General features: G+C 37.5%; 21 protein-coding genes and 1 pseudogene. All 22 read right to left on the bottom strand.

Annotation, left to right across the window (positions count from 1 at the left end; genetic code table 11):
• Nucleotides 1-34: 34 nt before the first annotated feature.
• Nucleotides 35-292: a DUF6999 family protein gene (locus IEV85_RS19655; protein ID WP_229712663.1), complete on the bottom strand. Its 258-nt coding sequence runs from the start codon at nt 290-292 to the stop codon at nt 35-37.
• Nucleotides 229-402 carry a hypothetical protein gene (locus IEV85_RS25240; protein WP_425562908.1) on the bottom strand — a complete coding sequence of 58 codons (174 nt, stop codon included), beginning with the start codon at nt 400-402 and terminating at the stop codon, nt 229-231. The genes IEV85_RS19655 and IEV85_RS25240 overlap by 64 nt, the downstream gene beginning before the upstream one ends.
• Before the next feature lie 47 nt (nt 403-449).
• A complete protein-coding gene (locus tag IEV85_RS24940) occupies nt 450-650 on the bottom strand; it encodes a hypothetical protein (protein ID WP_229712662.1) in 201 nt (66 codons plus the stop codon).
• Nucleotides 637-834: pseudogene (locus IEV85_RS19645) on the bottom strand (tetratricopeptide repeat protein); the annotation flags it as partial. The gene IEV85_RS24940 and the pseudogene IEV85_RS19645, both read right to left, overlap by 14 nt.
• 402 nt (nt 835-1,236) lie before the next feature.
• The gene (locus IEV85_RS19640; protein ID WP_188466734.1) at nt 1,237-1,653 is read right to left on the bottom strand and encodes an energy transducer TonB; all 417 of its coding nucleotides are present in this window, start codon (nt 1,651-1,653) and stop codon (nt 1,237-1,239) included.
• A gap of 71 nt (nt 1,654-1,724) precedes the next feature.
• Nucleotides 1,725-2,183 (bottom strand): hypothetical protein, encoded by a 459-nt coding sequence (locus IEV85_RS19635; protein ID WP_188466732.1) that lies wholly within the window; start codon nt 2,181-2,183, stop codon nt 1,725-1,727.
• A 142-nt stretch (nt 2,184-2,325) separates the two neighbouring features.
• A complete protein-coding gene (locus IEV85_RS19630) occupies nt 2,326-3,303 on the bottom strand; it encodes a hypothetical protein (RefSeq protein ID WP_188466730.1) in 978 nt (325 codons plus the stop codon).
• A 73-nt stretch (nt 3,304-3,376) separates the two neighbouring features.
• On the bottom strand, nt 3,377-3,925 hold the full coding sequence (locus IEV85_RS19625) for a YcxB family protein (protein ID WP_188466728.1): 549 nt from the start codon (nt 3,923-3,925) through the stop codon (nt 3,377-3,379).
• A gap of 115 nt (nt 3,926-4,040) precedes the next feature.
• The gene (locus IEV85_RS19620) at nt 4,041-4,616 is read right to left on the bottom strand and encodes a hypothetical protein (protein WP_188466726.1); all 576 of its coding nucleotides are present in this window, start codon (nt 4,614-4,616) and stop codon (nt 4,041-4,043) included.
• 297 nt (nt 4,617-4,913) lie between these two features.
• Entirely contained in the window at nt 4,914-5,147 is a 234-nt protein-coding gene (locus tag IEV85_RS19615) for a hypothetical protein (protein WP_188466724.1), read from the bottom strand.
• 4 nt (nt 5,148-5,151) lie between these two features.
• The gene (locus tag IEV85_RS19610; protein WP_188466721.1) at nt 5,152-5,646 is read right to left on the bottom strand and encodes a hypothetical protein; all 495 of its coding nucleotides are present in this window, start codon (nt 5,644-5,646) and stop codon (nt 5,152-5,154) included.
• Nucleotides 5,647-5,776: 130 nt separating this feature from the next.
• The gene (locus tag IEV85_RS19605) at nt 5,777-6,157 is read right to left on the bottom strand and encodes a hypothetical protein (RefSeq protein WP_188466719.1); all 381 of its coding nucleotides are present in this window, start codon (nt 6,155-6,157) and stop codon (nt 5,777-5,779) included.
• A 298-nt stretch (nt 6,158-6,455) separates the two neighbouring features.
• Entirely contained in the window at nt 6,456-7,370 is a 915-nt protein-coding gene (locus IEV85_RS19600; RefSeq protein ID WP_188466717.1) for a DUF6999 family protein, read from the bottom strand.
• A 48-nt stretch (nt 7,371-7,418) separates the two neighbouring features.
• Complete coding sequence (locus IEV85_RS19595) at nt 7,419-7,604, bottom strand: hypothetical protein (protein WP_188466715.1); 186 nt, start codon at nt 7,602-7,604, stop codon at nt 7,419-7,421.
• A gap of 187 nt (nt 7,605-7,791) precedes the next feature.
• Nucleotides 7,792-9,642 carry a beta-ketoacyl-ACP synthase III gene (locus IEV85_RS19590; protein WP_188466713.1) on the bottom strand — a complete coding sequence of 617 codons (1,851 nt, stop codon included), beginning with the start codon at nt 9,640-9,642 and terminating at the stop codon, nt 7,792-7,794.
• A gap of 2 nt (nt 9,643-9,644) precedes the next feature.
• Nucleotides 9,645-10,364 carry a sterol desaturase family protein gene (locus IEV85_RS19585; RefSeq protein WP_188466711.1) on the bottom strand — a complete coding sequence of 240 codons (720 nt, stop codon included), beginning with the start codon at nt 10,362-10,364 and terminating at the stop codon, nt 9,645-9,647.
• A 20-nt stretch (nt 10,365-10,384) separates the two neighbouring features.
• On the bottom strand, nt 10,385-11,305 hold the full coding sequence (locus IEV85_RS19580) for a M28 family peptidase (protein WP_188466709.1): 921 nt from the start codon (nt 11,303-11,305) through the stop codon (nt 10,385-10,387).
• A 629-nt stretch (nt 11,306-11,934) separates the two neighbouring features.
• Nucleotides 11,935-13,302, bottom strand: a complete 1,368-nt coding sequence (locus tag IEV85_RS19575) for an MATE family efflux transporter (protein WP_229712661.1) — start codon at nt 13,300-13,302, stop codon at nt 11,935-11,937.
• A 316-nt stretch (nt 13,303-13,618) separates the two neighbouring features.
• Complete coding sequence (locus IEV85_RS19570; RefSeq protein WP_188466707.1) at nt 13,619-15,007, bottom strand: efflux transporter outer membrane subunit; 1,389 nt, start codon at nt 15,005-15,007, stop codon at nt 13,619-13,621.
• 28 nt (nt 15,008-15,035) lie between these two features.
• A complete protein-coding gene (locus IEV85_RS19565) occupies nt 15,036-18,167 on the bottom strand; it encodes an efflux RND transporter permease subunit (RefSeq protein ID WP_188466704.1) in 3,132 nt (1,043 codons plus the stop codon).
• A gap of 9 nt (nt 18,168-18,176) precedes the next feature.
• Nucleotides 18,177-19,292 (bottom strand): efflux RND transporter periplasmic adaptor subunit, encoded by a 1,116-nt coding sequence (locus tag IEV85_RS19560; protein WP_188466702.1) that lies wholly within the window; start codon nt 19,290-19,292, stop codon nt 18,177-18,179.
• An 86-nt stretch (nt 19,293-19,378) separates the two neighbouring features.
• Complete coding sequence (locus IEV85_RS25115) at nt 19,379-19,510, bottom strand: hypothetical protein (RefSeq protein ID WP_262892157.1); 132 nt, start codon at nt 19,508-19,510, stop codon at nt 19,379-19,381.
• Nucleotides 19,511-19,637: the final 127 nt, after the last annotated feature.

Raw genomic sequence — 19,637 nt, 5'->3', positions numbered from 1 at the left:
TCAATATTTTAATTGATTTTATTATGGTTTTTCTTTATTTCTGTTCCAAATCCTTCTCCTTCGGGCTAATCACGCTATCCAAATTCCTCTTTAGCTTCACATTCACCAGAATCTCATGAAGGGTTTCGGCTGCCAGGCCATGCAGCACCAGTCGGTAAGCTGCGCTGTAGGTAGTTACCGGCACCATAGGGTGCTTGTTATTCACCAGGCCGAGGTGACCTGGAGTGCCTAATATTTGCGAGGTATAAATGGCAATGGTTTCATCCAGCTGCAGTGAATTGGAAGCCCGCACAAAATCATATTCAGCTTCTTCTCACTTTGGCCGATGTACATATCCAGAATATCATCAATACCGACAGAAATAAACTGGGAATCAATTTCACCGGCGGTAGCTTTTGCCAGAAAAGTTTTACCACACCCCGGAGGTCCGTAGAAAAGTATACCACCACCTATTTTTTTTCGTAGGATTTGTATAGGTCAGCATGCTTAAGTGGGTGAATAATTTTCAGGCTAATTTGGTCCTTTTCGTAGGCCATTCTGCCTACATCCTTAAAAGTTGTTTTGTCTTTTTTACCAAAAATATGTGATTCTACATCATCTGAAAAAGAATCTGAAGCTTGTTTCTCTGAGATATTTTCAGAGTTTAACAAGAGTTTTTTTTATCTCATCATTTTGAAAATCAGGTTTTAGCCCCCTTAATTGCTGATAGACTTTTACTGCTTCATTCAGGTCGTTTTCTGCCATGTGAATACGACACATTAAAAGCTGAGCATCAAAATTATCAGGCTCGTTGGAGATCAGTTCTTCCAGCACTACTGCTGTTGTACTAAAGTTTCCTTTACCGAAGTAACCTTGTGCAAGTCCTAATTTAGCTTTTTAATTTCTTCGTTCATGTAAATCTATGTCATAAGCGCTTAGTTCACATATTGTGAAGCGCTATCTTATTTTGACTTTTCACTTTTTCTTAGATCAACATAGTGGAATTATTTCGAAAGAAATAAAAATTCTTTTAATTTTTACAAGCAGGGAAGAGGGATGATATGTATGTATTCCGAAATAGGTAAAATCTAGATGTTGAAGGTAAAGGTAATACTGTTAAGTAATTTTTTCGGTAAAACAGTATTTTAAACTCTTAGTCTGATAAAATCAAACCTATGAATTTGTTGATTATTTGTGAAATCTTGCCCCAGCAATTTGCTATTTATGCTGAAGCTGGGATCAGATGCTTTGGCCTTTTCAGATTTTAACAGCAATGAGATTTGCTCGCTTTACAGGTTTATTGTTTTGTCTTGCAGGACGCCATTTTGTTGGGTTCTCTTTTACTACTCTTTTCACTTCATCATCATAAGGCTCTCCAAAACCTTTTACTATTTTGATATCGGAAAGGGTGCCATCCACTTCCACTATAAATTGTACATAAAACACCTTTTTCTCATTATCCTCTGTTGATTTCAACTCTTCTTTAAAATTCTCCTGAATCCATTTATCAAAAGATTCACGCCCTCCAATAGGTTCCGGATCATGAGAAACCACGGAAAAAACCTCTTGATTATCATCCAGGTACACTGTATCATTCTGCGCCATGATGTTACTTAATGGTAAAGCAGTAAGTAGGGCTATACAGTAAAATTCCAAAAATCTTTTGCTATTCATATCAATACTCAATTAATTCCTGTAATTCAGGCTTTTGGTTATGTTGTGCTAACATTTTGATGAATACTCACTCATCCTTTTACTTTACTATTTCCCTTCCCTTTACTTCCTCCTTTGTTTTTCGCTTTTTTATTCTTTTTGGAACGGGCATTATTTTTCAGTTGATGGAATTCAGGAGAGCCCGGTTTAATTCCTGCTTGTTTGGCTATATAGCCCCAACCCCGGCTTTTATTATTGGTGTATATAACAAGTACGTCATCAATAGGAGTTTTGGATAATTTTGAGATTTCTAAGGAAATGTAAATCTCTCCTGCTGCCATATTCAAACTCCCTCTCATGTAATCTATTTTCTTTTCTGATACATTATAAATTACACTTAAGTCTGCTTTAAAGGAACCAAAATTGGCAGAAGCATTGGCATTGATAGTGTTTAGGTCGCTATCTAGTTGAGCATTTCCCGTATTAAAATCAATTTGAGCTGATGCTGAATAAACAACTAATGAAAGCAGAACGAATAGAATTTTTTTCATAAAGTATATTTTCATTAAAGTTTGAAGAGTTGAACATACTTTCTTCCATTACCAAATCCTAACCATTCATCGAAATGGCAGTGTAAAATGTTTGCAGACGAATTAAATAAGTAGTAAGAGATATAACTTTAGCCCCGTATATTTAAAGGCAACTACATCCGAACAAATCAATTTCACTATACCACAAGTATTTAATTTCATCTTTTTGAGTGATTAAAACAAGTGCTCTTGAAGGAGTATCTAATTCGTTATTAATAGGAAAAGTATCCGCATACACAAAGTATAGATTATTTACTCCTTTTACTCTTGCAAAAGTTTTCTGTAATTTTATGCTGCTTGGGCAGTCCAGGCATTCTTCCTTGTAATCATTTTGTAATAGCAGATCTACCTCTGCGTTACTCTCGAATACTAAATCTATTTTAAAAGGACTACTAAACAACAATGTGTCAGTCACAGATATGTGTGAGGTGTCAATGGTATATTCGAAATATTCTAAGCACTCATCTACGTACTTTCCCAATTGCATAACCTGGCTAGCTCCTGCTTTATTTATTGTGTAGAAGTTTATTGAAGGCTTAGTTTGCCCTCTATATAGTGAGTCCAGTAATGTTGGATAATATTGGATTTTTCCATAGTGATCAAACGTATTTGATGTGTTTGTGTGGTACTTCGAGATTAAGTCCTCTTCTTTTGAGTCAGCAATAAACTTGTTATCTACCAACTGGTAACTAGCGAAAGTCAATAAACCTATCTCTGTTTCTGATAGTCTGAAAATAGGGGACAGGACATTTTTGAAAGCTAAATCCTTCTTAGTGTTCGTTTTTAATGCATTTAAGAAAAGTAGGTTGTTTTCCGGTAGCTGGTTTTGTGAAATTAAGGAGTCAATATAAATTGCTTTTAAGCTATCATTGGGGAATCTATTTTTCCAATAATTAACACAGTCAGATGTAGGGATTTGTTCTTTAACTTTTTGAGGGTTTATTTTTTCATTCTTCTCTACTTTTACCTCATTTTCAAGCATTATTGTAGTTTTACTAGTTATGTTTCCCTTTTCTTCTTTAGGGTTTGCACAGGAAATGTAAAGAATTAATGCTGATAGAATTATGTATTTGTAGTTCATTTTGAAACTGGCTCTACTAAAATGAAGGTTTCGTGACCTTAATATTTAGAATATAAGTAAATTATTTAAATTCTTACCTCCATTTCCAATTTTTGTGGTTTTTTAACTCTACCCCTAATCTCTTTGTTAATTCTAATAAGTCTGAGCGCAGTTGATCAATATTTTCTATTTTGTTCTTTGGTAAAACAAGAGCTTGTCCAGTCTTTAATCGTATGATAAAGTGATTGGGAAGTTCATTCAGAGATTCAATAGTTGAATAATTTATTTTGCTTTCAGAGTTTGTCTCATCCGTTTCAAATATAAATTCTTCCTGAAATTCTATTGTTGCTTGCTTACCAGTAGTGCCAGAGAAGTGCTCCCTAATATGTCTCAAATAGTGTCTTTTATATTTCCATCGAGAGTAAAGAGGGTAAAATATCAGGCTTATAAATGCCAGTATGGCAAAATAATTTCTGAGAAATGCATTAGATTCTATATAGAATAAACCTGAACAGACAATAAAGGTGAGAACAATAATTATCCAACTTCTTCTTCGTCTCCAAATAGCTGCCTTCGAGGTAGAAACCAGAAAAAGCTGGTGAGTTAGTAAGTCTGATTCATCAAGTGAGAAGGTATATCTCATTATATTGATAGGGATAATCAAATAATTAAATTATATACATTTTTGCAATATAAAAAATGTTCGCTAAACATTTCAATGAATCAATCTGTAGATTAAGCGCTATGAAAGTCTAACTTTAACCAGCAATTGGTGCTGATTTTATTATTCGGAGCTTTTCTATTTCAGTGAGTTGCGAAAAGAATGCTTCCTGACTTTGAAAAGTATAGCCATTAGTTTCTAAGTGAATTAGATATGAATCGGTTTGTATTTCCAGTACAGTTGGCTCAATGCTGTATTCAGAGGTATGCATTCTAAAATATCTGGCTATTTCAATTCTTACGTCTAGCTTCAAAAGCATCCACATAACTGATGGAAAAAAAGGGTCAATGGTTTCCTGACCTTTTACAAGGACTAGCTTTTTGATTTGTTGATAGGGTATAGGTATGGATAAAGATCGGTTACTTTTAAAAGTTATTAAAAGCAAACCTTTGGTATAAGCCTGAAAGATTCCTTTTGAATCATTAAGTAAATTGATTGCCGTATCAGCTTCAAACTGCTTAATAAAGTAGGAGGTACTACCTTTTATGCCTGATTGTAATGGTTCGCCTATGAATGGAGAAAGTTTATGGCGGAGATTACTCTCGTTTGAATCAAAGTAATGCATTGTTCTCACTTCTATTATTTTGGGTTCATACTGTTTCAGAGTAGGCAAATACTTTTATTGATTTTATAACTTCTTTGTAGAAATAAATCGGCAACCTCACAAAATCCCTTTAATCAACTCTTCCATTCTTAAAGAATCAATTCTTCTTTGTTCTTCCGACCGTTGATCCTGGCAGTTGAAAAATTTCTCACGCTTATAAAATTGGCTAGGCTGCCAATACTCTAAAAAGACTGAGTCTTTATTTTGATGGTAAGCTTACAAAGCCCACACAATTTTTACACATTGCAAATTTCTACTAATAGTTCTAATACTTGATATGAATTATTGATGTTTATAATATAGTCACTAGTAAAAATTAGATATAATTTGAAAACTAAAGCCAATAATCAAAGATATGAGTCCAATGCTTGAGAATTTCCTTTTTGCTGCTTTAACTTTATTTCTTTCAGCTTCAGTGGGTGCAGAATGTAACAGTAAAGCCCCAATTTCAGGTTTTGGGGGTTCGTAAAAGAATAAAAGGACAACTCCAATAATATCTAGTGAAAGTCCGATTATGTTAAGGGTTGTAGAAGTTTCCATAATTCTATAAAATTATGAGTAAGAGTTCTCTTAAAGCCATTCCAACTCCTATGAAGGTAGCAATTAACCACCAGTAAGATTTTAAAAGGTTTATTATTTTAAGCTGTTCATTTAAATTTCTTATTCGACTTTCTTGCAAGCGAATCTTAGATTGGTATTTAAGATTGTCTTTTTGCAAAAGCTTAATTTCATGCTCTAGTTTTTCACTGTCTCTTCTTTCAACCTCTTTGATTCTTTCAGATTCTTCTTTTTCAAATTTATACTTTAACCATCCCCCTGATGAATGCACTCTTAGTCCAAATTCTTTTACTGTGCAAAACTCATTACTTCTCTTTATTAAATCTCTTTCTTCCATCTCGTCAGAGAATAATTTACATTCGGTTCTCATACCAATTCGATCACCTTTTAAATTCTGGAAGTCATATATTGAGAATTGTGATTTATGAGAACAGATTAAATTAAGATTAATGTCTATTAACTTATTAATATCTTCAGTCATATATAAAGTAGTTGTTGAAAGTAATCGGTTTGCATAAATCTAGTAGTGAACTAAAAAACACTCAAAAATGAAGATAAAAAAACTAGTGAAGTATTTCTTGTGGTGCACTGTGGATTTTTAATCATATTTATTAGAATATCGTATTTAAAATTTGTCTATCATATGAACTTATTCCAAAGTTGCCTGCAATAATCTCATCACTATATCTATTCCATATTTTATCAAAACTAGTTCCTATTGAACTTTCAGTCCAATCAGCTTCTATAAATCGCATTACAGGCCCTTTATGAATATCACATTGGTTTGATGAAACTATTAAACCGTCTTTATTATATTTCCTCATTTCTTTGAATATTTTTTCCGTAACATTATATGCAATTATATCATTTTCAAATGGCACTCCAATTGGAACCTGACAGGCTCCGACTATAAGTCGTGGAGTTAGTCCGTAAAAATATCTATCAAATTTACCTTCGTGATAGGCTTTTAGAATTTTGACCCAATCTTTCATTTAAACGTTTGATTAAAATGTAACAAACAGATTATAACCTAAGAATTGTCATGATTTATTGATTAATGACAACATTTATAAAGCTACTCTCTTTTTGTAATGAATGTACTTTCCCCTACTTAAAATCCTAATTATTCATCGGAAGATAATGAAAATACCTATAAGTAGGTACATGTTTTGTCAAAAAATAGGAGAAATTAGCAATTTGAATGAAAAGTGTGTGTAAAGGCTCAACAATACCATCTTGCAGTAAAACAAAGACATCTTACACTCTTAAAAAGAGGTTTTAGGTCAAAAATTACCCCTGGCTTTCCAAATCCTTCTCCTTCGGGCTAATCACGCTATCCAAATTCCTCTTCAGCTTCACATTCACCAGAATCTCATGAAGGGTTTCGGCTGCCAGGCCATGCAGCACCAATCGGTAAGCTGCGCTGTAGGTAGTTACCGGCACCATAGGGTGCTTGTTATTCACCAGGCCGAGGTGACCTGGAGTGCCTAATATTTGCGAGGTATAAATGGCAATGGTTTCATCCAGCTGTAATGAGTTGGAAGCCCGCACAAAATCATTGGAGGTTAAAAATAACTGGTAAAAAGGGGTGAATAACTCAATGGCAGAGCGCAAGTCCAGAATATTGGTCCACTTGTCGGGAAACTCAATATGGTCAAACTGATCTTCGGTGATCATCTCCAGGTTCAGTGGCTTTTTGGGTGGGGCTATGGTAATACCTTTCTCCTTTAGCTGCTTATTTAGGTTGATCACAAAATTGTAGAGGTTCAGGTCGTGCATCAGGAATAGATCATCTTTTACAGCTTCAAAATCTTTGGGCTTTAACGGATTCCCTTTAATAGAGACCCCCTCAATATTGCCGGCTATAAATTGTAAAATTTCAGTGCCTACATGAAAATGTCGGAAAATAAGGAGGTTGGCATCCGGACTTACAAATCTGCGCAAGCCCCAGGCCAAAATCCTGTGCAGCACTTTGGAGGAATTAAAGATCTTCGGGAAGAAGAACTTAAAAATATGGATGAAAAACATCGTCACCTTCGACCAGAACTGGATAAAGGGGAGGAGGTAGCGAACTGATTTGGAGGAATTATCCCGCATCAGCGCAGTCTTCGTTTTTTTATTAATCGGGATGCTGTCGTCCAGATACAGCGCCAACCATGGGTTGGGGTCCCTTTCATCGTGTACGGATATGTCCATTTCTTTCATTTTTTTTAATATTTAGATGTGAGGTTTGAGATTTAGGATACTCAAGCTTCACAAGCCATTTAAATTATCTATTTCATTTTGATCTTTTGTCTTGATACAAAAGATAGAAAAAATCAAGACAAAAATATCCCCAGCCGCGCAAAGGCTAACTCTGCCCGGATTTTTGTCCTGCTCCCCGCTTTCTTCCGCAAAAAGCGGAAGATTTGTTAAACATTCTGCTAAATTTAGCTGCATTTTATCCGAATTTTCATTAATGATTTTCTCAATTCCTTTATTTAGCTCCTGACTTGTCTTCAATAACTTTTAGGACTAGACCAGCTGGCGAATCGGGATAGCCTGCCGGTCTTTGGCTGGAGTTAAAATTTTCAAAATTTTCTTTTCACTAACACATCCTGATTTTCACACTATATTTTTTACAACCCTAATAACTCCCCAACTCTTCCAGCTGCATTTTATATAATCTGGCAGTGGTTTTGGCTGTTTTAGCAATCTTTTTAGCTATTTCCATATTCATAGCGGGATGATTCAGTGCTTCTTCCAAATTGTGGAAGTGGTTTTCATCCGCCACTCCATGGTAGGTGAAAAAAGACACCTGCGACTCCTTCAAATTTAACTGGTCTTTAATCATTTCACCCCAATAAGCCGCCAGCCGCTTACCGATGCCTTCAATAATAAACATAGCACCCAGCAAATCAATCGGGTTGGCTTTGCTGGCTTGCTGAAACATAAAGGAGCTCAGCGCCACTGAGCCAATATTTTTCTCTCCTGACTGAATAGTGGATAGTTCTTCCCCTAAAGCAACAAAGTTTCTCTCCAGCATTTGGTAATCTTTATGCTCGGTGGCGGTGTGCTTAATGAAGGCTGAACGCAATTCAAACAGCTCAATATCTATATTAGAGGCTGCTCTTGAAATCCATTGCGAGCCATCAATTACCTGCTGGCGTAAATCCTTCAACAACAGTTTATAATCTTCGAGGCTGATTTTGCCTTCATGAATTTTAGTAATGATAGGGACTTTCAGCAGTTCTGTTTCAAAATCAATCCAAATCTGCGCCAGCTGCCTGATCAGCCACTCAGAGGTTTCTGTTTTCTCTACTATTAGTTCTGGTGCTTCAATTTTTCGAAGTGGATAGCTTTTTGCTTCTCCTTCAGCACTGCCTTCTACCGTTAGTTGCATAAAAGAAGTAACGAAGCGCCCGCTTTCCGGCACCATGCAAAGTATCTTGTCTCCGGTCTTCAATTTGCCGGAATACATTAGCTCTTCCAGCATAATAAAGATGGAAGCTGCTCCCGTATTTCCCTTGGTGCTGAGGTTGCTGAACCATTTTTCATCAGCAATTTCACCACCGCCTTTGCGCATCAGTTCTTTAATAGGCTCCTTAAATATTTCTGAGGAATAGTGGCAGCAAAGCCAGTCAATCTGTTTTGTGCTGATTTTTTTCTGGTCAATCAGGTCGAAATAATGGGCTACTCCGGTTTTGATTACCTGGTCAAGCAGTCGCGTATCCTGCTTTAGGTTGATGGCCCCGGCCTGCGAAGCTTCTTCATAGCTTGGGTAGTCAAGCCAGGTTGTTTCATCCTCATTTTTATTGTCGGTTTTGCCTGTAAACATGCAAACGGGGAATTCATTGGCATGTGATTTTATGTCTATCCACTCAATTTTAAGCGAAACTCCCTTTTCTCTTTTCTTATTCTGGAGGATGAGTGCGCCTGCTCCATCCGAGAGCATCCACCTTAAAAATTCCGCATTGAAGGGGAGTGATTCTATTTGTTGTTTTTCAAACCGGGAAGCTTTGAAGAGTCGGCTCGCGAACTCACTTCCTACACAAATAGCATTTTGCTTTTCATTACTTTTTATCTGGGCGAAAGCACTTTTAAGGGCCATCATTCCACTGGCACAAACACTCTGAAAGCTGGCCACTTCGCACCGATGGAAGGGCAATTTGGCATGCACCATGCTGGCAAATCCCGGGATGGGCAAGTCAGCTTGCGTAGTGCCGGTACAAAGCAATTCCACTTCTTTGCCGGAAAGTGTGTTTTTTGCCAATGCCTTTTCAATAGCCTTCGCAGCCATTTCAGCATTGGAGTGTGTACTTTGTTGGTTTTTATCGATGGCGAAATACCGGGATTTAATGCCGTTTTGCTTTAAAATCCGAGCTTTCGCCACACTGTCTTTTCCATTAATTCTCCCCAGGTAATCCTCCATTTCCTCATTCGAAATGGGTTGGTTGGGCAGAAATACCCCTGAGCTTGTAATGTATACTTCAGTCATAATTAGGATTTATGCTTTTGAAATAGTTTATCCATAAAATTGAGCGCAAAGCCATAATTTTTGCGGGCTTTGCCATGGTGTTGGTTGTGCCATGTACCAAAAAGTCGCCAACTGTTTCCTTTTCCATGTCCGAAACGGTAATTGCAATGTCCGGCATAGTTGAGTAAAATACTGGTCAATGGGTAGATAAAAATAGCAATAATAGAAAAAGGAATAAATGGGGCAATGGTTAAAGGCACGGTGCTTAATAAAAGAGCTTCCAACCAATGAAAACTGTACACGGAGTAAACTGTAGGCGTTTTAGAGCGATGATGAATATAATGAACACGCTTCATGAAAAATCGTGAATGCATCAGTCTGTGCACCCCATAAAAATGGATTTCATTCCATAAAGTAAGAATAACAACACCTGAAATAATATTGAAAATGGTATTAGGAAGAAGAGAAATCAAATCTATTCTGATTAAGTACACGATTGGAATGATAGAAAACCCGAAGACCACAATCGATAGGAGTGAGTGCTTGATTTCAAATTGGATTTGACTGCTTTTTATTTCTTTGTGTTCTATTTTATGCAATAGCTTTTTCCGTTCCAGCAATCTGCAGCAGAATAAGAAAAGAGGAGCAATGCCAAAATACAAGAACAGAAAATAGCCAAACGATAGCAAAAATAGTGTGGGATAGGAAAAATCGTAAAGGATGCTATAAATGAGTTTTTGCATGCTGTAAAATTAATTCTCTTTTAAAAGTTTAGTAATGTAATCAGCACGCCATCTATCACTTTAGCCATTCTATTAAGATCAAGGCTTTCCATAGTATCCGTTATTTCATGATAATTGTTATTCCTATAAAAAGAGGTGTCAGTGATCATGAGCGCACTAAAACCGAATTCCCAATAATTAAGATGATCTGAGAAATCGATGCCTGGCAATGCTTTTGGCCCTGAGAATTTTTTAGTTTTTATCGTATTTGCAGCTTTATATTTGCGACAAAATCTTTTGGTGAACTTTCCGGCCCTCAATTTTTTAACAAGTGTAATATAGTTCCCCTTGTTGCCATACACTAATGATAGCAGAGGTGCCGGATATGATTGAGAATGCTTTTGGTCATTGAAATAACCTATCATTTCAAGAGAAACCATTCCTAAAACCTCTATGTTTTGCTCTGCAAGAGACTTAGCATGTATATAGATACCCATATATTCTGTTCTGAAATAGGGTGGCTCTTCCAGGGTGTAGGCTACGAGGTCAATTCTTTTATCTGGTACCTTTCCATTTAGCATGCGTGCAATTTCAAGAAGCCCTGTTACCCCACTTGCATTGTCATCTGCTCCTTGTTGATCGCTAAAAACATCGTAGTGTGCTCCCACGATTATTCTTGTGGTATTTTGCATGCCAAAGGAGGCGATCACATTTTTGTACACCTGTCCTTTCACTGTATATTCCTGGAAATAAACATCGTTCGAATATCTTGAAAATACTTCCTTAATATAATCAGCAGTTTTGTTGAGTGCTTCAATATTTTTATAATTTCTAAACTGTGCACTTTTAGTGAGAGCCGTCAGGTGTGATTTAATAATTGTTGTATCTGAAGTAGGAGAACCGAAACTATAGGTTCCGGCTGAAAGAAAAGCTAAAATTGTCCATAAAAGTTTATTTTTCATCGCTTCAGGATTCAGACATTTTTCAAAAGTGGTTATTTCTCAATTATAAAACCTATAGGTTTCTCATATTTTTAAAGAAAGAGATTTTTTAATTAACCTCTATTTTATTGGACTCTCATTAGACACATTATTTTGAGAATAAGTTGGATTGGGCTTTAACGTTTGAATAGAAGAATTAGCATGTCAGAGTCTTTATGTTTGTGATACATCATGGCAACTACGGCTTAACTCACAATGGAACAGAATCAAGTTTTAGGAAGGGAGGCGCTTATAGATAGAAGGTTATTAGTGAGACACTTGCACCATGATATAAGAATTTAATGGTGTCAGCGTCCGCTGGTTCCTACTATATTTTAGCGTCCGCTAAATTTTATTTTAAACTACTAGCACAATAGAAGCTCTTCTTAAACGCTGAGTAAAATCATGTATAAAATTCGATTCCTATTAGAGCTGATTCACTTCTTTTGAGTGAATATTATTGTTGCAAAAATTGAGATAATTTCATTAAAAGAGAATACAAGTGAAAAACTTGCACTATAATATAAAATTCTTTACTGTTGCCAGCGTCCGCTGGTTCCTGTCTTAACTGTAGCGTCCGCTACAATAACAAATACAAAAATTAATACACTTTAATCCTTATGCCTGTTTCTTATCATTCTTATTTTCCAATAGCCCATTTTGTAATAACTAAAGGCAACAATGGCTGCAATGAGGTTGGAAACAGGAAAAGCCCACCAGATACCCTCAACTCCTAGCGTGGTTTTATCTGAGAGCATAAAAGCCGTAGGAAAGCGGATTACCCACAAACCAAAAACCGAAATGAGGAGGGAAGCCTTCGTGAATCCTGCCCCGTTAAACACACCGTTTAGCACTTGTTGCACACCTAAAAGTCCGAAGCTTGGCGCCATTATTTTAATGAATAGAGCACCATCTCTAATTACTTTTTCATCGCCGGGAACAAAAAACCTTGTTACCGGCTCAGCTAAAGCAAACAGCAACAGGCCAATGCTAGTCAGTCCAAAAAAAGCAATATTGTTACTTAAATTGCCGATTTTCTCAGCCCTTTTAATCTGGCCTGCTCCAATGTTCTGGCTCACCAAAGTGGTGGTGGCAATAGCAAACCCTAATGCAGGTACAATGACTAAACTGAGAATTCTGGCACCTATTCCGTAGGCAGCAACTGCAGCACTTCCAAAACTGGTTACGAGCATTACCATAATAGTCATGGCAGCGGAGCGCGATGATTGCTCCAAACTGGCTGGAATCCCCAGAAAAAACATTTTTCTAATCCACGGAAAGTCTGGTTTCATTTGATGCCAGTTTACCTTGATACCCATTTTACCTCTGAATAAAATAGCGATGCCTATAAACGCAGAGAGTCCCTGGGTAATCACACTCGCTATGGCTGCTCCCGAAACACCATAGCCGGGAATATCTCCATAACCAAAAATGAATAAAGGATCCAGAACTAAGTTGAGTAACACTGTTCCAAGTACTATAAACATAGGGAGCATTACATTGCCAATACCCCTCATGAGCGATTGAAACACAAAAAACATGAACAAAAACATGAAGCCGAAGGAGGAAACCTGAAAGTAATCAACAGAATCCTTAAATATTTCAGGGCCGGCACCAATGAGTTTCATTAAGGGTGAAGCAGCGAAATGGCCAATAGCAGAAAGCAGGAGAGAAATCACGAAAATAACGATAACGGTCTGTGAAGAGCTGTAATTCACCATTTTCTGGTCACCTGCTCCTTTATGGTTCCCTACTATAACAGTGCCTGCCAGCGTTAATCCTGCCCCTAATGAGAGTATGAGAAATAGCACAGGGAAGCTCAAACTTACTGCTGCTACTGCATTTGCCCCTAATCGGCCCAGCCAAAAAGTGTCAATCAATTGATAAGCAGTCTGCAGAATATTGGCCATAATAATAGGGATGGCCAGGCTTACCAGCGAGTTCAGTATTTTTCCTTGTGTATACTTACTTTTTTTCAAATGCTTTTTAATTAAGAATCTTTTGTAATCTATTCGCACATAAGATGATATACCGCTTAAATTAGAATTTTTTCCAAGAGTAATTCCTAATTGTTGGTATAATAACACTACGGGCTAAGGCCAGGTGTACCTTTAATTTGAATACGCTGATTAAGCAATAAAGATAAGATAATGATTGTGAGCATATCAAATAAAAAACCTCTCCTTAACTTGAATAGTTTAAAGAGAGGTTGTTGAAAGGATTAAGTGCCCCGGATTGGAACAAAATTAATGACCGCTTATAATTTTATTACCCTTAATCCGGGGACTTAATGATTTATTGCCATCCGCCACCTAATGACCTGTACAATTCCACTATAGAATTTAGCTGACCTACTTTTGCATTGATCAGGTTCAATTCAGAGTTTAAAGCACTTTCACGGGCTGTTAACACTTCCAGGTAATTGGCCATCCCATTATCGAGTAAGTCCTCCGAATAGGTGATAGCTGTGGAATAAGCCTCTAATTCTTTGGCTCTTATTTCTATTCTTTCTTCAGTGGCTTTATAAGTATAAAGTGCATCAGATACCTCTTTACTTGCTGTTAAAATCGCCTGCCTGAAGTTTAAATAAGCCTGCTCCTTTTGCGCAAGAGACACTTCATATTGTGTTCTTATCTTTCTTCCATTGATAACCGGCTGGGCTATTCCGCCAACAATAGTGGCAAATAATGAATTTACACTAAATAGTTTATCCAATTCAAGGCTTTGCAATCCTCCTGTGGCAGATAAGGTAAGAGATGGATAGAAATTACTTTTTGCTACATTAGTGAGCTCAAAAGCATTTCGCAGATTCATTTCAGCTGCAATTACATCGGGTCTGTTTCTTAAAAGCTGCACCGGATATCCCGTTTGTACTGATTCCTTCACAGATACTTCCTCAAAACTACTTCTTTCAATTGCGTGGGGATTTTCTCCCAATAAAATGGAAAGTGTGTTTTCAGTCAGTTTAATTTCGAGCTCAAGATCAACCAATAATGCCTGGGCAGTATAAAGCTGGGCTTCAGTCTGTTTAACGCCTACTTCGGTTACTGTTCCTGCTTCTTTTAAAGCGCGGGTGGTTTCCAATGAGTTCTCTCTGTTTGAAATAGTTTCCTTTGTTAATTTAAGCTGTTCATCTAGCGCTATCAGACGGAAATACATAGTAGCTATGTTGGCAACCAGCTCTGTTTTAATGGCCTGATGTGCCGCTACAGTTTGTAAATAAGAAGCTTCAAAAGCCCTTCTGTTACTTCTTATTTTGCCCCATATATCTGCCTCCCAGGAAAGAGTACCTGATAATTCATATTGGGTAATCCCCCCATTAAAGAAGGAGCCAAACTGACTATTTTGGGATAATTCCTGGTGCGTAACCTGTCCGTTGGCCATTAAGGTAGGGAAAAAACCTGCCTTCCCCTGTTTAAAATAAGCTTCAGAAACCATTATCTGCTGTAAAGCTACCCGGATGTCAATATTGTTTTCCAGGCCTCTTTCGATATGTTTAACTAAAAGAGAGTCTGAAAATAGTTCCCTCCAAGAAACTTCAGCAAAGCTGATGCTGTCTTCCGGCAACATATCTGTTCTGAAATAGGCTTCATCCACAACATTTTCCGGCTGTTTGTAATCCTTAGCCACAAAGCAAGATTGCATTACAGGCAGAATGATGAGAATATATAAATACTTTTTCATGTGTAAATAATCGTTTTTAATTTTCGATTTATGCTTTTTCTACTGCTGGTTTTGAACTTACTTTCTCCTGTAACCACTGGAACAGGATGTACAAAATAGGAATGATAAACACACCGATAATAGTACCTATTAAAAGCCCACCTACAGCTCCGGTTCCAATTGACCTGTTACCTGCAGCTCCAATTCCGTTGGCAAATACCAATGGCAATAAACCTACAATAAAAGCAAAAGATGTCATCAGAATAGGCCTTAACCTTACTTTAGCACCTTCGAAAGCTGCTTCAGCAATTGATAAACCTGATTGTCTTCTCTGCATAGCAAATTCTACTATAAGAATGGCATTTTTAGCCAATAGACCTAATAGCATAATTAGTGCAATCTGGAAGTAAATATTTGCTTGCAAGCCTGCCAGATTAGTAACAATGTAAGCTCCCATTACACCAACAGGTAAAGAAAGTAATACAGCAAAAGGTATAAGGTAACTTTCATATTGTGCAGCAAGAATGAAGTAAACAAACAGAATACTTAATAGAATAATGAATATTGTTTGACTACTTGCATTTATTTCTTCACGTGTCAAACCGGAATAATCTACTCCAAAATTATTAGGCAGCGCTTCAGCACTTACTTCCTGTACTGCATTAATGGCATCACCGGAAGAGAAGCCAGGGGCAGCAGCACCATTAATGGAGGCTGAATTGAATAAGTTGAACCTGTTAACCGCCTGCGGGCCGTATGTTCTGTTCAATGTTACAAATTCTGTAATAGGAGCCATCTCTCCGTTTGCATTACGCACAAAAAGAGAGTTTAAATCTTCTTTATTAGCTCTGTCCTCAGGTAAAGCCTGCACATACACTCTGTATTGCTTTCCAAACTTGGAGAAGTCAGCAGCGTACACACTACCTATATATCCTTGCAGCGTTCCTAAAATACTGCTGATAGCTACTCCCGCTTCTTTCGCTTTCGGAACGTTTACATCTAATTCATACTGCGGATAATTGGTATTGAAAGAGCTCTGAGCATACATGATTTCAGGCCTTGCTGATAACTTCTGAATGAATTCTCTCGCTTCCATATCAAGGTTCTTGAAGCTTCCACCTGATTTATCCAGAAATTTAAGTTCAAAACCAGATGAAACACCAAACCCCGGTATACTTGGCGGAGCAAAGAAGAGGATATTGGCGCCCGGTATGGTGGCTGCAATCCCAAACATTTGACCTATTATAGCTGAAGAAGATAAATTGTCTTCACCTCTTTTTTCCCAGGGGTCTAGCTTAATAAAAGCTAATGCGTAGTTGCTCCCTGCACCTGAAATAAGGCTGTAACCATTTACCACAGAACCACCATTTACACCCGGAATACTGTTTAATTTGGCGTACAATTCCTTGGTAATAGAAACTGTTCTGTCCAGCGAAGCACCTGCCGGCAACTCTATGTTTGCGAAAACAATTCCCCTGTCTTCATCCGGCACAAAGCCTGTAGAGGTGTTTTTTGCAGCCCAAACTATTCCTACTATAGATAAAATAAGGATGGCAGCCGAGATCCATTTATACTTGAATAAAAATCTTAGCGAAACAACATATTTCTTTGTAGTTGCTTCAAAACCGGTATTAAAAGAGGTGAAAAAACGCTTAAGTAGCCCTTTTTTCTCTTCCCCTTCTTCCTGGTGAGGTTTTAGCAACAGTGCACATAGTGCCGGGCTTAAGGTTAATGCATTAATGGCTGAAATACCAATTGCCACGATTAATGTTACTCCAAATTGCTCATAAAATACACCTGTAGGGCCTGTAATAAAAGTTACCGGTATATATACAGCAGCCATTACTAAAGTAATAGAAACAATTGCACCTGTAATTTCACTCATAGCCTTATGAGTAGCTTCATTAGCGCTTTTTGCGCCTTCTTCCAATTTACTATGCACAGCTTCCACCACTACAATGGCATCATCTACTACAATTCCGATAGCTAATACCAAAGCAAACAGCGTAAGTAAGTTAATAGAGTACCCGAAAAGATTGAGGAAGAAAAATGTACCTACAATAGAAACAGGAACTGCAATGGCTGGTATTAATGTCGACCTGAAATCCTGAAGGAATAAGAAAACTACTACGAATACCAGAAGGAAAGCCTCAATTAAAGTAGTTACCACCTTTGAAATAGAGGCATTGAGGAAATCGTTAGTATCAAAGTTGATGTACACGGATAATCCACTTGGGAAATTCTTTTCTTGCCTGTCGAGGGAAGCCTTTACATTATTAATAATTTCCTGCGCATTAGATCCGGGAGTTTGGTATACCGCCATACTTACACCAGGTTTTCCATTGGTGAAAGACATTACTGTATAGCCTTCAGCATCTAACTCAACATTAGCCACATCTTTGAGACGAAGAAATTCGCCATTTCCCAGCGCTTTAATAACAATCTCTTCATATTGCTCGGCATCTTTGTATTTACCACCGTATTTTATAACATATTCAAAAGCCTCAGCATTATTTTGTCCTAAAGAACCGGCAGCAGCTTCCAGACTTTGCTCATTAATAGCTGCAGTAACATCAGAAGGCATTAAACCATAAGCAGCCAGCTTTTCCGGCTGAAGCCAGATTCGCATTGCATAATTCTTGGAGCCGAACACATTCACATCTCCTACACCTTCAATTCGCTTTAGTTCAGGAATTACGTTGATGTTAAGGTAGTTCTGAATAAATGTAGCATCATACTCTTCGTTTTCTGATAAAACAGTGAAGAACATTAAGGAACTTGTCTGTTGTTTCTGGGTGATAACCCCGGATTGCGTTACTTCTCTAGGCAGTAAAGGATTGGCTCTGGCCACCCTGTTTTGCACGTTTACAGCAGCAATATCAGGATTGACACCTTGTTTAAAGAAAACCTGGATGTTGGCGGAACCATTGTTACTTGCTGTAGAAGTAATATAATCCATGTTTTCCACACCATTTACTTGTTCCTCAATAGGAATAATTACACTTTCCAGTACAGTTTCAGCATTGGCTCCCGGATAATTAGCAGAAATCTGTACAGTTGGCGGTGCTATATCAGGATATTGCGTTACGGGCAAAGTAGTTAATCCGAGTACACCTAATATCAAAATGACAATAGAGACTACTGTCGATAGCACTGGTCTATCTATGAAATTCTTTAACATTATAAAATCTTATTTAAATACAACTTCTAATGATTGGGCAACACTGTCGAACGAAACAGGCTGAGGCTTTATAGGCGTATTATTTCGCAGTTTACCTATTCCCTGAAACACAATTTTTTCATTCGGTTTAATTCCGGATTCTACCACCACCAATTGATTAATTCTGTCTTTCACTGTAATTGGAGAAGAAATCGCAACAGAGTCACCTACTACTTTGTAAACATATACTTTACCTTGTTGCTCATAAGTAGAAAGTTCTGGCACTACCGTGGCATTTTCATATACTTCGGGAATTCTTATTCTTGCACTATTTCCATTGGCTAATAATCTTTCAGGATTATTAAAAATGGCTCTGAAGCTTACAGTACCCGTAGTAGTATTTACCTGTCCGGTAGCTGTTTGAATGGTTCCTTCGTGTTCATAAATTTTACCATTTACCAGTTCCAGTTCTACTTTCGGTAGATTCTTGATTTTCTCATCCAGGTTTTTACCTTGGGTAGACTGCAACATGTTAAGGTAGTCTTTCTCATTTAAAGAAAAATAAGCATATACTTCATCAACCTGCGAAACTGTAGTAAGTGGAGTTGGATCTGAGGGGCTTACCAAAGCACCTTGCCTGTAAGGAATAGCTCCAACATATCCATTTACCGGACTTTTAATAGTTGCGTAGTCGATATTTGCACTAATGCTATTGTAAGAAGCTTTGGCCTGAGCAAGTTTTGCCTCAGCAGTTTCCAGTTGCACATCGCTGATGATTCCTTTTTCCACCAAAGGCTTCAATCGGTTAACCTCCACCTGTGCAGCATTCACATTGGCTTTGGCGGCTCCTGCATCCTGGCTAAGTGATTGGGTTTCCAATCTAAAAAGTGTTTGACCTTTTTGCACCTTTTGTCCCTCATCTACGAGAACATCAGTAATATAGCCGGACACTTTTGCGCGTACCGCACTGCTAATAGTTCCTTCTATTTCAGCGGGATATATCTTGTAACCTGTCACATCTTTTGTAGGAACCTGCACCACAGGGTAGGGCATAGGCCCTTGTGATTGCCTCTGCTTTTGTTCTTCTGAGCAAGCTGTGAAAAGTAAAATTGCAGCTGTAAATGTTAAATAAACAGTTTTTTTCATTTGGATTATAATTGAGTATAAATTGATAAAATGGGTATCGATAGATGGTCGATACTTATAAAGGATTTGGTTTTATTTTTTAGTGTTTATGATTTTGACATTGCTGTCCACAATACTTCCACGATCTGATTTAATTCTTCTTCCTTATAATGAAAGCCTCCGTAGGCAGTAAGCTTAGCCGCTGATATTACACTTCCAATGTAGAGTGGGATTAACATTGGATCAATCTGAAAATCTGGGGATTTATAGATGAAGGATTAACTTTGCACAAAAAAAAAGTTAAAGTGGATCAGGGTTTAATTGAGTTGTTTTTGCCTGAAGGCATTCTTGAGTACTTCCAGGTTA

Source organism: Marivirga lumbricoides, from assembly GCF_014636295.1.
Taxonomy (GTDB): domain Bacteria; phylum Bacteroidota; class Bacteroidia; order Cytophagales; family Cyclobacteriaceae; genus Marivirga; species Marivirga lumbricoides.
This window is presented reverse-complemented; position numbering and strand designations above follow the sequence as displayed.

What these genes read in the sequence shown, in the direction of transcription:
- IEV85_RS19640 (WP_188466734.1), bottom strand. Translation starts at nt 1,653, where the DNA reads ATGAATAGCAAAAGATTTTTGGAATTTTACTGTATAGCCCTACTTACT.
- IEV85_RS19635 (WP_188466732.1), bottom strand. Translation starts at nt 2,183, where the DNA reads ATGAAAAAAATTCTATTCGTTCTGCTTTCATTAGTTGTTTATTCAGCA.
- IEV85_RS19630 (WP_188466730.1), bottom strand. Translation starts at nt 3,303, where the DNA reads ATGAACTACAAATACATAATTCTATCAGCATTAATTCTTTACATTTCC.
- IEV85_RS19625 (WP_188466728.1), bottom strand. Translation starts at nt 3,925, where the DNA reads ATGAGATATACCTTCTCACTTGATGAATCAGACTTACTAACTCACCAG.
- IEV85_RS19615 (WP_188466724.1), bottom strand. Translation starts at nt 5,147, where the DNA reads ATGGAAACTTCTACAACCCTTAACATAATCGGACTTTCACTAGATATT.
- IEV85_RS19610 (WP_188466721.1), bottom strand. Translation starts at nt 5,646, where the DNA reads ATGACTGAAGATATTAATAAGTTAATAGACATTAATCTTAATTTAATC.
- IEV85_RS19605 (WP_188466719.1), bottom strand. Translation starts at nt 6,157, where the DNA reads ATGAAAGATTGGGTCAAAATTCTAAAAGCCTATCACGAAGGTAAATTT.
- IEV85_RS19600 (WP_188466717.1), bottom strand. Translation starts at nt 7,370, where the DNA reads ATGAAAGAAATGGACATATCCGTACACGATGAAAGGGACCCCAACCCA.
- IEV85_RS19595 (WP_188466715.1), bottom strand. Translation starts at nt 7,604, where the DNA reads ATGCAGCTAAATTTAGCAGAATGTTTAACAAATCTTCCGCTTTTTGCG.
- IEV85_RS19590 (WP_188466713.1), bottom strand. Translation starts at nt 9,642, where the DNA reads ATGACTGAAGTATACATTACAAGCTCAGGGGTATTTCTGCCCAACCAA.
- IEV85_RS19585 (WP_188466711.1), bottom strand. Translation starts at nt 10,364, where the DNA reads ATGCAAAAACTCATTTATAGCATCCTTTACGATTTTTCCTATCCCACA.
- IEV85_RS19580 (WP_188466709.1), bottom strand. Translation starts at nt 11,305, where the DNA reads ATGAAAAATAAACTTTTATGGACAATTTTAGCTTTTCTTTCAGCCGGA.
- IEV85_RS19570 (WP_188466707.1), bottom strand. Translation starts at nt 15,007, where the DNA reads ATGAAAAAGTATTTATATATTCTCATCATTCTGCCTGTAATGCAATCT.
- IEV85_RS19565 (WP_188466704.1), bottom strand. Translation starts at nt 18,167, where the DNA reads ATGTTAAAGAATTTCATAGATAGACCAGTGCTATCGACAGTAGTCTCT.
- IEV85_RS19560 (WP_188466702.1), bottom strand. Translation starts at nt 19,292, where the DNA reads ATGAAAAAAACTGTTTATTTAACATTTACAGCTGCAATTTTACTTTTC.
- IEV85_RS25115 (WP_262892157.1), bottom strand. Translation starts at nt 19,510, where the DNA reads ATGTTAATCCCACTCTACATTGGAAGTGTAATATCAGCGGCTAAGCTT.